Annotated in this window: 13 protein-coding genes; 6 read left to right on the top strand and 7 right to left on the bottom strand. The window is 43.9% G+C overall.

Translation table 11 applies throughout. The features are described 5' to 3' along the window. Window positions 1–36: 36 nt before the first annotated feature. From GVT53_RS12580 to GVT53_RS12570, 3 genes are all read left to right on the top strand, one after another. A complete protein-coding gene (locus GVT53_RS12580) occupies window positions 37–1,332 on the top strand; it encodes a DUF4249 domain-containing protein (protein ID WP_240905004.1) in 1,296 nt (431 codons plus the stop codon). A gap of 11 nt (window positions 1,333–1,343) precedes the next feature. After that, entirely contained in the window at window positions 1,344–3,116 is a 1,773-nt protein-coding gene (locus GVT53_RS12575) for a hypothetical protein (protein WP_166248884.1), read from the top strand. A 123-nt stretch (window positions 3,117–3,239) separates the two neighbouring features. Beyond that, on the top strand, window positions 3,240–3,503 hold the full coding sequence (locus GVT53_RS12570; RefSeq protein WP_166248883.1) for a hypothetical protein: 264 nt from the start codon (window positions 3,240–3,242) through the stop codon (window positions 3,501–3,503). A 361-nt stretch (window positions 3,504–3,864) separates the two neighbouring features. Here the strand turns inward: GVT53_RS12570 and GVT53_RS12565 are convergent, their stop codons facing one another. The 4 genes from GVT53_RS12565 to GVT53_RS12550 form a co-directional block, all read right to left on the bottom strand. Next, a complete protein-coding gene (locus GVT53_RS12565) occupies window positions 3,865–4,710 on the bottom strand; it encodes a universal stress protein (RefSeq protein ID WP_119648667.1) in 846 nt (281 codons plus the stop codon). A 182-nt stretch (window positions 4,711–4,892) separates the two neighbouring features. After that, entirely contained in the window at window positions 4,893–5,735 is an 843-nt protein-coding gene (locus tag GVT53_RS12560) for a universal stress protein (RefSeq protein WP_119648666.1), read from the bottom strand. Window positions 5,736–5,822: 87 nt separating this feature from the next. Then, window positions 5,823–6,881, bottom strand: coding sequence for a response regulator (locus GVT53_RS12555; RefSeq protein ID WP_119648665.1), 1,059 nt, complete (start codon window positions 6,879–6,881; stop codon window positions 5,823–5,825). 79 nt (window positions 6,882–6,960) lie between these two features. Then, window positions 6,961–8,847 (bottom strand): sensor histidine kinase, encoded by a 1,887-nt coding sequence (locus tag GVT53_RS12550; protein WP_119648664.1) that lies wholly within the window; start codon window positions 8,845–8,847, stop codon window positions 6,961–6,963. A gap of 154 nt (window positions 8,848–9,001) precedes the next feature. On the opposite strand from GVT53_RS12550, the gene GVT53_RS12545 reads away from it, so the two are divergent. After that, window positions 9,002–9,193: a hypothetical protein gene (locus tag GVT53_RS12545; protein WP_119648663.1), complete on the top strand. Its 192-nt coding sequence runs from the start codon at window positions 9,002–9,004 to the stop codon at window positions 9,191–9,193. A gap of 93 nt (window positions 9,194–9,286) precedes the next feature. On the opposite strand, the gene GVT53_RS12540 is transcribed toward GVT53_RS12545, so the two are convergent. Next, window positions 9,287–10,243 (bottom strand): ROK family protein, encoded by a 957-nt coding sequence (locus GVT53_RS12540; RefSeq protein WP_119648662.1) that lies wholly within the window; start codon window positions 10,241–10,243, stop codon window positions 9,287–9,289. Window positions 10,244–10,381: 138 nt separating this feature from the next. On the opposite strand from GVT53_RS12540, the gene GVT53_RS12535 reads away from it, so the two are divergent. Further along, window positions 10,382–11,167: a universal stress protein gene (locus GVT53_RS12535; RefSeq protein WP_119648661.1), complete on the top strand. Its 786-nt coding sequence runs from the start codon at window positions 10,382–10,384 to the stop codon at window positions 11,165–11,167. 204 nt (window positions 11,168–11,371) lie between these two features. Then, a complete protein-coding gene (locus GVT53_RS21075; protein WP_220123533.1) occupies window positions 11,372–11,485 on the top strand; it encodes a phosphoenolpyruvate carboxykinase (ATP) in 114 nt (37 codons plus the stop codon). Between the two features lie 7 nt (window positions 11,486–11,492). Here GVT53_RS21075 and GVT53_RS12530 read toward each other — a convergent pair whose 3' ends face one another. Both GVT53_RS12530 and GVT53_RS12525 read right to left on the bottom strand, forming a co-directional pair. Then, the gene (locus GVT53_RS12530; protein ID WP_119648660.1) at window positions 11,493–12,806 is read right to left on the bottom strand and encodes a hypothetical protein; all 1,314 of its coding nucleotides are present in this window, start codon (window positions 12,804–12,806) and stop codon (window positions 11,493–11,495) included. Window positions 12,807–12,826: 20 nt separating this feature from the next. Continuing rightward, window positions 12,827–14,200 carry a hypothetical protein gene (locus GVT53_RS12525; RefSeq protein WP_119648659.1) on the bottom strand — a complete coding sequence of 458 codons (1,374 nt, stop codon included), beginning with the start codon at window positions 14,198–14,200 and terminating at the stop codon, window positions 12,827–12,829. Window positions 14,201–14,223 lie beyond the last annotated feature (23 nt).

Here is a 14,223-nt window from a genome sequence, read left to right as displayed (position 1 = left end):
TCCTATAAATTTAGATATCGAATTATTTTTGCGCTAATGTCATTTGTGATTTTGGGGGCATGTTTGGATGAACTCGAAATTGAAACACTCAATGAAGATGAGCAGCAATCGGCAGCCTTGGTTGTAGAGGCCGTATTAACGGATGAAGCAATCACCCAAAAAGTATATTTGAGCCGAAGCAGTCTTCGTTTGGACCTAGAAACCGATACCGTTTACAATCCTTACATTCCATTGGGTAGCCGACCTGTTGAATCCGTAGATATGGAAGGTGGTGCCACGGTTCGTTTATTGGGGGGTAATGGTACAGAGTATCAGTTTACCGAGGGAGAGGAAGGAATTTACCTATCGAACCAGCCATTTGCCTTGGAAATGGGAATCGATTATTCCTTGGACATAACCACCAGTGATGGCAAGGAATATGAATCGGACCCATTGGTCGTGCAGGGAAAGTCCCAACTTACCAATGTGTATGCCGAAAAGGCCACAAGTGATAGCGGGGAAGAGGGCATTGCCATCTATGTGGACAGTGAACCCCAACAAGGAACTCCGAAATTTTACAGGTATTCTTACGAGGAAACATATAAAATAGTCGCACCCTATTGGAAAAAAGATGATTTTAGGCTAACGGATTATGATCCCTGCGCTTTACCAGTACCAACATATACTCTGGAAATTTTGCCCAGAGAGATGCAAAATAGAGTGTGCTACAATACAATTTCTTCAACCACTATAGAGCAATTGAGCACGGCAGGTGAGCCAGAGAGCAATATTTCAAGGAAAATGGTGCGATTTATAGCGAGGGATAATTTCATCATATCACACAGATATAGCATCTTAGTGCAACAACGAGTGCAGTCAAGGGATGCTTATTCTTTTTATGAAACCCTGAAAAGTTTTTCACAGTCGGATAATGTGTTTTCCCAGATACAGCCAGGGGCTATCTATGCCAATGTACATCGAAAGGACGGAAGTAGTGAGAGTGTCTTGGGATATGTGGAGGCTGTAAACGTATCTGAACAGCGGTTGTTTTTCAATTTTGATGATTTTTTCGCTGGAGAGGAGCTTCCACCATATGCTTTTGGTTTTAATTGCAACTTGCTCACTGCACCTGAATCGCATGCTTCTTACTGTCTGAGCGGTCCATCTGGTGGAGGTTGCCCCCAATCAACAATTGAACGAGTAAACTTGGGATTGATCAGTTATTATGAAGACTATTCCGAAGGTTTGGTGCCCGATGCATCTTGTCCCGGCCCTTATGTATTTGTGCCAAGAATATGTGGAGACTGTACCCTTTTAGGCAGTAATGTAAAACCAGATTTCTGGGTGGATTAAAAACAGAGCTTATGAAAGCAAGGACGCTACTACTTTTGGTTCTTTCGGCCTTGGCCATACCGGCCCAAGCTCAATATGTAATAGGGAGTGCAGAGGAATTACAAAACCTTAAAAGCCTGCCCCAAGAAAAGGTCTATTTGCACCACACCGGCCCCATTGTTTTCACTGGTGAATACTTGCATTATGCATTTTACTGTTTCAATGCCCGTAACAACCGTGCAAGTAAAGTCAGTTTTGTGGGGTATGTGGCCCTGGTCAATCAGCAGGGAGAATATGTTTTGGAACAGAAGATTAGAATTCAAAAAGGGCAATCCCAAGGTGATTTCTTCATCAACACTGATGTACCATCTGGAAACTACAAATTGCTGGGCTATACTCAATGGATGAAAAACAATGGTATGGAACAGGTGTTCAAGGACGATCTGGTGATCATCAACCCTTATCAAATAGATCAATCACAAATATTGTCGGATAAACTGCAAGATAAAACTGTCCTTTCGGAATTGGCCGGTCAAACTATAGATTCCTCCGTGGTGCAAATAAAATTGTCGCAGGCAACTATTGGCAAACGGCAAAAAATCATATTGAACCTTAAAAACTACAAGGCCCAATTGGGTTATGGCAACTATACCTTGAAAGTTCAAAAGAAAAGTGAAATTCCAGTGAAGTCTTCTGTAAATGCTATTGACTATGCTAACGCCTATTTTAAGGTAAAGGGGGAATTGGATAAAGCCGTAGGTGATAGTCTTTTTTTGCCCGAACAACGTGGTGAGCTTTTGTTCGGTAAAGTAACGGATGTAGAGGGTCAGCCTTCCATAGGTACCAAAATGGTGGTTTCCGTTCCCGGGGAGGAGTTTTTGCTCAAGTTTGCCACCACGGACAGAAACGGAAATTTTTATACCTATTTGCGGAAAGATTATAAGAAGGGAATTGCCATTATGCAAGTAGCTGAAAATACGCAAGATGTCAACGTTATTTTAGGTGAGACCCCACGCCTTGATGCTTCCGGATTGGATTTTAATAGTTTTTCATTGGAACCGGGCTATGTTGATGTCATTAAAATGCGAAGCATTCATAATCAGTTGGAAAATCAATTTTATTCCGAAAAGCCGGATTCCGTTTTGTTGGGACTTCCCATTGATCCATTTGATGGTGGGATGCCCGAGACCATCAATTTAGATGATTTTACCCGTTTTCCCACTTTTCAGGAAACCCTTGTGGAAGTCCTTAATTATGCTGGGTACAGAAACAATACCAATGGTAACGATTATATTCGGATAGCCCAGGACTTTGAGGCCTACAACGAAGTGGAGAACGATTTTCCAGCAATTTTGTTGATTGATGGAGTGTTTATTCCAAATCATGAAAAGGTAAAGGAATTTGATGCCAAACAAATCGAATCGATTAGTCTGGTGCGCGATCAGTTTAGAATGGCAGGTAAGGATTACCAGGGAATGATTTCCGTACTGACTAAGGACCGAAACTATTTTGAAGATTATGCACCCGAAAATGGGATAAATATTGCTATTCAAAAAGCCTCTCCTCAAAAGAACTATTTTAAGCAACGCTACCTTACGGAAGATCAAAATGGCAAACGTATTCCGGATTACAGAAGGATCTTGCTATGGGAGCCACATTTTGAGATTATTGGCGAAGATTTACAGTTTGAGTTCTATACCTCGGATCTTACGGGTGATTTTGAAGTGGTTTTGGATGGATTTACCACCTATGGAAAACCAATATCGGTTTATGAGACCATTAATGTAAAGGATGATGGCCAATAATTGTATTTTTAATAGGTTAACTTAAATAGAGCCAATGAAATTATTTCCCCACGGTATTCTTCATTTAGTTTTGACGGTTTTAGAATATTCAGAGTTTTTGCTCAGGAAACGTTTGATGCTGAAATGGTATCCGACCTTCAAAAAATAAAGCAATATGCATACGATTTGAGCGAGGAACGCCATTTTAGGGGCGTGTTGGGTCTGTACGATGAATTCTTGGCAAGCGGTGTGGAAATCACCGATTATGAAATTGTAGCCAAAGGCAAGTTTGTGAAAAATTTGTTACAGAGCTCCGAGCAGGAATATTTGTACCATAAATATATGAGAAAAATTCGAGTGAGTGTATGCAGTGTTGCAATTAAAAAGTTCGGGGTTTCCGGAGACTAACTGATTATAAGAATGCAACCTGTTGCGTATGTACACTGTAAGTGTACTCCAATTACAGGCCAAATGATATAACGTCATGACCTATGGACCATAAGGGAGAATGTATAGAAAACAAAAAACGCTGAAAATCAAAAAAGCAAGCTTTATGATTTTGCTTGCTTTTCGATTTATTCGTGACCTCAAGAGGACACAGTTCAAACTTTTTGAAGGAAGATATTGAAATCATTATCAAAGAATCATTTCATATTAGAAGTGCTTGATTTTAATTTTTCAATGAGTTCTATGCTATAAATAATGAATGTGGTGGCATTTTTGATTAAATTTTTAATATCTCTTAGCGATCTACGATTGCAAATAAATACTATTTATCTAAATGTGGAATGACCATAAAGGGAAAGGTAATATGAAACCCTATCTTTTTAATGGTAGGCTCAATGAACAACCGCTCCAAAAAAGTATGCCTGTTCTGTACCATGACCAAGAGGTTCGTTCGTTTCTTTACCTGAAAACCGTTAATGGCAGTAATTATTTCCTGGCTCGGCAAATCGTGGAACAGGTGGGCAATCCCGTTAAGAACATCCTTTAGTTTTTGTTTGTTCTTCAGTTGATTTTGTGTCAAGTCAAAGCCCGAGGAAACGTGTATTATCTCTATATCGCCACTATGGCTTATAGCAATGTTCAAAAGTTGTTGCAACTGTTCTTTTTGATAATCGATCTCATAATCGGTCGGAAAGAGGATTTTCGTTGGATTTTCATACTCATGGCCTGAAGGTACCGCGATAACCGGGCAGGTCGCTTTTTTGATGACATGTACTGTTTGCGTGCCCAACAATAATTCTTTCGCCCCCGTTGCCCCTTGGGTACCCATGATAACAAGGTCGGCCTTTTCGTTTTTTACGGTCTGAATTACTTCGTCTACCAAAAAATTCAAGGCGCTATGGGGTATAAAAATATGTGCTGGATCATCGAATTCTTCTTCGAGCTTGGTTTTCAGTTCTTCCAGTCGGCTTTGGGAACTTTCTTGGTATGAATCGCCCAGCCCGATCTGACCGGGACTTTGCAATACATATTCCGTCTGGTAGATGGCCGGGGTATAGGTGTGGAGCAAATAAAAAGTAGTCTGCACATCATTAAACAACTGTACTGCATAACGGATGGCATTATACGCATTTTCGGAAAAATCGGTTGGTAGGATTATTTTTTTCATCGTTTTAAAATTCTAGATTGGGCCAAAATAATTGGGGCACCAGTCAAAAACCGTGATATTCGTCAGTTTAAAAAATGGGGCGGTCGTATTCAGGGTACCCCCCTTTAATAAAGCCCCCCTTACTATTGACCAACTATTTTTCTTGATCTTAAGCTTGAAACCAGGGAAACCTGAAATATTTTTCATTCATGTAGCACCAAAAAAGGCACCTCGGTATGATAGCTGATCTTCTCCACTTCCGGTCGAAATAAAATCCGTTGGAAGAAATTTAGGTTCTTGGCAACCATAGCAATCATATCAATATCCCTGCTTTCGACAAAGTGTTGGATAGCAGTTTCAAGACTTTGGCCTGTTACCGAATGAAAACTATGATCGACATCTACGAGATAGTCGTGAAGAAAATTCTTGTTGTTATGTTGCTCCTCGCTCAACTCCTTTACAGTTTTAGAGATATGCAAAATGCTGAGTTTGGTCTTGTTCATCGCAAGCATTTCGATCAGAGTATCCAATACATTCATATCGTAACCGATCTGGTAATCGGTAGGAAATGCGATTTCCTTGAGAGCGGCATATTCCGCATTTTCGGGAATTGCCAATAACGGACATTTTACCCTAGTGATCACATCGCCGGTATTGCTTCCGATGGTAGCTTTTTTTAACCCCGTTGCGCCTTTGGTACCCATAATGATCAGGTCGATCCTTTTGTTTTCAGATTGCCGTTTTATGGCATCCACAAAAATATCGAAGAGGGCGAGGGGAACAAAAGTATGTCCGGTATTCAGGGGGATCTCCTTTTTTATGCGATCCAACAATCGCCGAAGTTTTTCTTTGCTATCCTTTAGAATGATAGTATTAATGTTTTCACCCGCTGCACCTACCGCCATCCCCGCACCAGAATAGTGTGGAATAGTGTTGACGTGCATGAGGTAAAAAGTACATCGCGTTTTTTTGAACATTTCAAGGCCGTATTTTATGGCGTTCCATGCGTTGTCGGAGAAATCGGTGGGGATCAAGATCTGCTTCATTCCAGCCTAAATTTTGGTATTGCCGTAAAATTAAAGCCTTCAAAACCCACATAATATGATTATGGTCATGTTCGGAAGGAGAAAAATTTAATCCACTCGCCTCAACCTATCCACATCAACGATCCTGAGATTGCGGCCCTCGATCTGGATGAGGCCTTCCTTTTTAAAACTGGAAAGGGTACGGATCAAGGTCTCGGTGGCCACACCTGCCACGCCGGCAAGATCGCTACGTAGTACGTGTAGGTTGCCCTTCGGGTCTTTTTGCAATTTTTCGGCAAATTTGAGGAGGGTACTGGCCGTTTTCCTGCGGACGGACCCGTAGGCCATTTCTAGCAATTGTTCTTTGGTTTTGGAAAGATTCCCGGAAAGAAATTGCATCAGTTCCATCGTCAGGCCGTGGTTTCTTTCCAGAAGATGTTTAACTTCTTTCGTTGTTATACCGACCAACTTGGTCGTTTCCATAGCGGTGGCATATTCGGTATGGGTGGTGGGCCCCGTAAAGCAAATAAAACCGAAAAAATCATCGGGCCTGTAGATGCCCGTAATCAGTTCCTTGCCATTGCTGTCCAGTTTATGGGTCTTTACGATTCCCTTTAGTACCAAATAGAACGTAGTGGAATACATGCCCTCTCGGTAGATGTTTTCTCCCACACCGAAACTGTATTCCTGCCCATGGTCGTCTATGTAGTTTTTGAGGTGGTGAATGGTCTTGGGCCATGTGCCCAAAGACTTTTCTGAACGGGGTTTTCCTGTACTTCCGTCTTTTAATATCGCCATTTTCGCCAGCCTACTCTCGATGGCACCTATCAGTTCGGCCTCCTCAAAGGGCTTGGTCAAGTAGTCGTCGGCGCCCAGTTGCATGCCCTTTCGAACATCTTTTCGCTCCGTCTTTGCCGAAAGGAAAATAAAAGGGATGTACTTTGTCTTGGCATCTTGTGATAGCGCCTCCAAAACCCCATAACCGTCCAGTTCGGGCATCATGATATCACAGACGATTACATCGGGAAGGTATTCCATGGCCAGTTGTACGCCCTTTTTTCCATTGGCCGCCGTTCGTACTTCATAATTGGAAAGTTCCAACAGTTCGGCCGTATTTTCCCGTAGCACGGTATCGTCTTCGATAAGTAATATCTTCTTTAAACGCATAATTCTGAACTCCTAACTTTTTCACAGCCAACTGCAACTGCCCACTTTTTAAAAACCGTCATTATTTCCCCTTTGTGGGCTAGGGGGCTTTTCCCAAAGGTAGTTCCACTGTAAAAGTACTCCCTTTGTTTTGTTTGCTAATAAAGAAAATACTTCCTCCTAAATTCTCCACATGCGCCTTTATCATATTGAGCCCGATGCCCGTACCTTGGGTCGTCAATACGTTTTCAGCCCTAAAATAGCGGTCGAAAATATGTTTTTGGTCTTTTTCAGGGATGCCGATGCCTTGATCCTTAACATGAATAATAATCTTATCCGCCATTAAATCTACCTTTAAATCTATTTCTGTATCTTCTTGGGAATATTTTACGGCGTTGGTCAAAAGGTTGGTCAGCACAAGGGCCATTATTTTTTCGTCCTGGCAGATACTTACATCATCGATATTCTGCGGATAGTTGATCCGTTGCCCGTTTTTGAGCAGCATATTCGCATTGTAGATGACTTCGTTGACCAGCTTGCTCAACGAAAATTCGGAATGGTGGTAGACCTCCTTACCTTTTTCCAATTGCTCCATGGACAGGAAATCGTCCAATATTTGGGTCAGGTGGTGTACCATTCCAGTGATGGTCTTCAAGTGCTTTTCCCTTTTTTCTTGCTGGTCTTTCTCGGTATATTTTCCCACTAAAATGGTGGAAGTCAAAATACCGCTCAGGGGCGTTTTGAATTCATGCGATACCAAGGAGAGGAATTTGGTCTTGAGATCGTTCAGTTCCTTTTCGGTTTCCAGAGCTTTTTTTAGCTGTTCCGTTCGTCGCTCAACGGTCTTTTCGAGTTTTTGGGTGTAGTCTTTACGATCTGAAATATCCAGAATAATGGCCACGATTACCTGCTTGTCGCCCAACGACGATATTTGCAGGTGAACCTCTACTGGATAGGTGGTACCGTCCTTTCGCCGATGGACGGTCTCAAAATCCATTTTTTCCATGGAACCGTCGAGTAGAGGGGATATCAGTTTTCTGAACTTATCCTCAGAGAATTCCGGTTTTAGGTCAAGTGGGGTCATTTTTTTACACTCCGCCATTACATAACCCGTATTTTTCTGTGCGCCGTAATTGGCGTTTATAAATTGCAGCGTATGTGCATCGAAGACATAGATTTCGTTTAGCGATTCATCAAAGATGCGGGCCAAATGCCCGATTTCCTGTTCGGCCATCTTGCGCTCGGTAATATCGTTCTGAATGCCCACATAATGGGTTATCCGTTCCGATTCGTCGGCGATGGGGTTGATAGAGACCTCGTTCCAGAACAACGTACCGTCTTTTTTGTAGTTGCGTAGCTGTACATGGCAGCCCTTGCCCTCTTTTATGGCACCATACATTTTTTTTACGGCTTCTTGATCGTGGTCCCCAGCTTGTAGGAACCGACAATTTCTACCGAGTATTTCCTCTTTTGCGTATCCCGTAATTTTTTCAAAGGCGGTGTTTGCATAGATGATGGGATTGTCCTCTTGTAACGCATCTGTAATGGTAATACCGTTAAGGGCCGCTTCTAGGGCAGCGGTCTTCATTTTTTGGCTTTCCTCGATTTTTTTCCGTTCGGTGACATCGATGACCAGGGCCAGCACATAGGTGTTTCCATAGAGCACAAACGGATTGAGACCGACCTCCAACGGAAACTGGTCTTTGTTCTTTCGTAACCCGAAGAGGGTACGACCTTCTGCCATTCGCCTCTGTTCGTGTTTCCGATAAAATCCGGAGACATGGGTTTGGTGGGCTTTGCTATAGGTTTGCGGAATCAAGACCTCCAAGGGTTCGCCAACGAGCGCTTCGTTTTCATAGCCGAACATAGCACTGGCCCGCGTATTGGCGGCCACGATCAGTTGTTCCTCGTTGATGACGATAATGCCCTCTGAAACCGCTTCGGACAATAACTTAAAAATGTTGCTATTTTTTTCGAAAACGCGCATAGCTTAAAATTACTTCTTTATATTTTATTTAACGAAGCAGGGCCAAAAATTGAGGCTCGTTTAACAACTAGGTATCGAACTGATTGGAATAAAGGACGAGCCGGATGCCGGCCTTGGGAATAAGTACCTTGATCTTTACAATCTTATTTATCGTATGTCCGGTACGGGGCGGATCGACATCGTTTTGGCCACGGCATTGGCCTTTTTGCCTTGGAGATGTTCCATTTTATCGGTGAGTACAACCTTGGCCGATCACGTAAACAGATTAAGAACCCGGTTTGGGCATTGCAATGTTGCCCACTTTTTATCGCGACCCAAGACCGCGATTATCATGAAAAACCAATAGGATTATAGAAATGGAGGAGCGGATTGTGTTGCAGTAGATGGTTATCCTTTTTTTAAAGGTATTCCAATGGGAGGTATTTCGATTTCTGCTCCGTTACCGGCGTTCCTCCCAAATCAATGCGGCTGCCCCACAAATGGCAGCGGTCTTTCCCTCCATACCGGAAGTCAGGATTTTTACCTTCCCCTTGTACACTTCCAACAGATATTCCTCAAAATAGGTCTGAAGGGGTTCCATCAACCATTTGCCGGTATTGACCAGGCCGCCCATCAAAAAGAAGGCCTCGGGCTGGGTAAAGGCCGTGAAGTTGGCCAATGCCAAGGCCATGGTTTTGGCGGTAAAATCAAAGGCTTTTAAGGCGATGGGATCGCCTTCCTCGGCGGCCTTGGTAATGTCCTCGCCGTGCAGGTCGTTATAGGCGATGTTGCGGAACCTGCTCTCGTCCATATACTTACTTTGCATATGTGTTATGGTGCGTTTTAGGCCTGTGGCGGAAACATAGGCTTCCAGTCCGCCCCTTATACCGAGACCAGTCAATCGACCATCTCCCAAGGTCATATCGATATGGCCTAGCTCTCCGGCAAAACCGTCGTAGCCCTCGATGAGTTTTCCGTTGGCGACGATGCCCGCGCCGAAACCGGTGCCCAAAGTGATGACGATAAAGTCATTCATGCCCTTGGCGTTTCCGAAAAGCATTTCTCCCAAGGCCGCTGCACTCGCATCGTTCATGATCCTCATGGGCAGGTCGATGCGTTGCTTCAATTTTTCGAGTAGCGGCACCGAACCTTTCCATTTGAGGTTGGCGGCATTTTCGATGGTGCCGTTCCGGCTCGATGCATTGGGCGCTCCGATACCGCAGCCGATCAGGTTGACTGGCGACTTTATCTTTGCCTTAAGTTCATCGATGCCATCCTTTATCCTAACCAAAAAATCATCGAAACTCTCAAACTCCTGTGTTCTGAAAAATAGCTGTTCGTGGCACTCGCCGTTTTGGCCCACCAGACCGATCTTGGTCTTGGTACCGCCGATATCTACTCCTGCTACTAAATCCATATTTCGCTAATTTACCTTCCCTGTTTTCAAGAATCAATTATAGCGTAAATTTTTTCAACAGTGTATGACCATGGTCATTTTTAGAGCCTCAATCGACATGTAATTTTGTCTATAACAATTAATAAAAACCCTTGCATCATGGATAAAATTTCGACTATTCTCATTCCCTTCGATTTTTCGGAAAGTGCAAAAAGGGCACTGGAATACGCTGTAGCCTTCATAGGACGAAATGGCGACACAAAGATTATTTTGGCCTATATCTCCGGACATAGCAATTTCGAATTGCTTCCCGAAAATTTCACAAAGCTTGAGGAGAAATACAGGCCGATGCTCAAAAACAAATTGGAATGGAAAATACAAGGTGGATCGTTGACGCAGTCGCTGTTGGATATTCAAAAAACCAGGCAAATCGACCTAGTCATCATGGGTACTTTAGGCTCCCGAATGGATGGTAATTCGGATGAGACAAACACCTCAAAGCTTGTCTTGGCAGCTGACTGCCCCGTTTTGGTAGTGCCCAAAGGCAACATTGACTTCCGGATGCGGTGCATTGCCCTAGTGCTGGGAAAAGAAGAAATAGACGATACCGAAGCCTTGGGAATATTGTTAAAGTTTGCCCGAAGGTTCAACGCCAAGGTCCATGTGGTAACGGTAAAGAACCGCCCCGGCAGCTACGGCTATTCCGAGGAAGAGGAAAAAAATGAGAATACGGTGGAGTACTATCTTGAAAATTTTTATGCGGAACGTGTTTTTATCAATAACAAGGACGTGGCCAAGGGGATATTGACCTATGTGTCGAAAAACGATATCGATCTCATCGCCATCCTGCCCAGAAACCATGCAATGCACGGCGAACCTTCCGAAGGACAGTTGACACGATTTTTGGCAGTACACTCCCAAGTGCCCGTACTGGCCATTGATTAAATTAAAACGATTTAATCAATAAACTATGTCCCCATTCGCTCAATGGGCTCAGCTGTAATGACGACAGGATAACGACACTGAAACCTAATTATTATGGAAGAAACACCATATAAAAACAGCTCAAAACAAAGACCTTAAAAATCCGGGTTGTAAGACATCACTGCACATTGAAATTTGGACGGGGATACCTTTTAAAAATTGACGGTGGATAAAGGTATGGGCACCGAAACCGAAAACGGAACGCTCTGTATCGACCCCGTAAAGTTTACCGGGAGGTCGCCCAAGGACCGATTTTTGGTTTTGATGGTCGTCCCTTAAACAACCCTTACTCCATCCTGTACTGATATTGCAGTACGAGCATCCATTTGCGATCTTGCGCCGCTAAACCATTTCCCGAATCGAACAAAATAGGCCGGTTCTGGGCGTTGAACGAAAGTTTGGACAGGTGTCCGTTAAAATACCAGTTTACGCCAAGGTCATATTGAACGATGGAATTTGCGAAACCCTCAAACTCCGAATATTGCCCTGAAAGATAAGGTTGTAACCGCCCCATGCTACCGCCGGCACCCATTTTGGGAAAAAGATAACCGAATTGCCCAAAGACCGCCTCGCCCGTTCCTGATACAGGGAATGCATTACCCCTCCCGTTAAAGGAGGCCATTTCGGGCCGAACGCCATTTGTGGGGTTGTTGGCTCCTAAAAGCCGTATGTAATTCGGCCCGAAATTAAAGTTGAAATATCCCAAATAACAGGTAATAGCCTTTTGTTTGTTGGAACCTAGGGGAAGATCTAAGAAAATATCCGAGGCGAAAAGCTTTAGATCGTGATAGCGTTCGTCGCCATCTTCCAATGACCAAAGCGCATCGGCCTGAAACGTAAAGCCCGCTCCGAGGTTCAACACTTTTTTACCACCGAGATAAGTGCCGGTGTGAAAAGGACTCGTATTGCTCTCCCGTTCCAAAAACTCATATTTTAAGTAGCCTGAATACTGTAGCTTCGGCCGGTTATCGGTAAAACGTGCCAATTTCTCCGCAGGTTCTGGGTTGAATGAACTGCTGTTCCGCACCGATAATGGCTTTGCCAGCACAAGGCGATAGTCAAAGGCACCTATCTTTCCCTTGGCAAAGAGGCTTAATTTTCGGATCAAGTCATCGGTACTGTCAAGGGTCGGAAGGGCAACGAAAGTGAGGTCGTACCCCATAAGTTTGGAAGAACTGGGTGAGGTATAGCGCGATAGCCCGTTCCAAGCCGATTTGCCGGCGCCTATTCCCAAATATTCGGAAAAATCGTATTGTACGTAGGCATCCAATAGATCGACCGACGTGCCGCGGGGGGAAAGATAGTTCAGGTTATTGACCCCTAATTGAAACGAAACATAGGTTTTCGCCCAAGGCGAGGAGGAAACCCCCAATCGAAATCGGCGTATCGAGATATCGGTGGTTACGTTTTCCAATTCATCGTTTACGGTGCTACCAGGATTGTTCTCGTTGACCCGCCCCCAAAGTTGCAAGTACGAACTGAACTGTAGCCACTGGGTTCCATTGGCATTCAAGTATAAACGTAGCGGTTCATTGCCCGATTTCTTTTGGGACATAACGGAAACTGTTCCGGCACTGTTCAGGAAAAGAAAAAGTATCATATAAAAGATTCGGTTCGGTCTCATTCCAATCGTATGATATATTGCAGTACCGCCGACCAGTTTCGATCATTCGATTCGAGACCTTGTGCGGTCGATTGAAAAATGGGACGGTTCTGAAGATTGAGGGAAAACTTGGAAAGATGCCCCTTGAGCAACCAATTGATTCCAATATCATAGTAAAACATAGGGTTTTTCAGTCGTTCGAAATTGGAGTATTGAAGAGATACGTAGGGCTGTAGTTGCCCACGGTCTTCGCTATTGCCCATTTTTGGAAATAAATATCCCGCCTGGCCGAAAAAAGAGCTTCCCGTACCCACTACGGGAAAGGCATTTCCCGGCCCGTTGAACGAGGCAAGGTTGGCATCGACCTCTTTTATAGGGTTGTTCGCGCCGGTATTCCGAATATAGTTGGGTCCAAAATCGTAATTATAGTAGCCCAAATAGGCTGTCAGTACCGTATTCTTTTTGGTGTCGATAGGTTTATCCAAAAAGATATCTACGGTCCATAGCATCATATCGTGGTCTTGTTCCCTTCCGCTTTGTAAGGATGACAGTGCATCATTTTGAAACTCCGCTCCTATACCAATACTCAATACGTTTTTTTTGCCGAGGTAGGTACCGTCGGAAAATGGAATGTCGTTCGGTTCGGCGTCTAGGAATTCCCATTTTAGATAGCTGGAATAAACACCCTCATTGCTCTTATCGTTGAACTTGGCTACATTTTCTGTCAGCTCCCCGTCAAAATTGGGACTATTGCCCGGAGAAAAAGGTTTGGAGGCCACCAACCGATAATCCAGTTGGCCCAGTTTTCCTTTGGCATATATACTCAGCTTTCGAATAAGATCGTCGGTTTCGTCATCCGTTGGCAGGGCGAGCAATACAAGATCGTAGGAAAGCAGTTTTGAAGTATTGGGGGCGGAGTATCTTGAAAGTCCCGTCCAAGCCGTTTTTCCCGCACCAATGGATATCGATCGCGAAAAGGAATATTCTGCATAGGCATCCAAAAGGTCCAACGATGTGCCGCGCGGCGATAAATAATTGAGGTTGTTGATGCCCAGTTGTGAATAGATCAAAAGTCTTTCGCTAAGCTGCGCCTGAAAGCCCAACCGGAATCGCCGTACCGAAATATCAAAGGTTCGGTCTTGAAGCTCTTCGGAAACAAGGCTTCCCGGATTGTTATCGTTCAGTCGTGTCCACAGTTGGGCATAGGTATGGAAAGCGAACCAACGGGTCTTATCGTATTTCAGGTAGAATTGGAGCGTTCGGGTTTCCGATTCGATTGTTTGAGTGGTTTGCCCTGAAAGTTTCGCCGTGATAAGAAGCAGGGAAGCCAATACAAAAATCCCATTGGGCCAAATGAATCGAAAAGGGTGGAAGAACATGGTAGGCTTCATTTATGGCGGTTCATCGCGTTCGG

The sequence above is a fragment of the Flagellimonas oceani genome (assembly GCF_011068285.1).
GTDB lineage: Bacteria > Bacteroidota > Bacteroidia > Flavobacteriales > Flavobacteriaceae > Flagellimonas > Flagellimonas oceani.
This window is presented reverse-complemented; position numbering and strand designations above follow the sequence as displayed.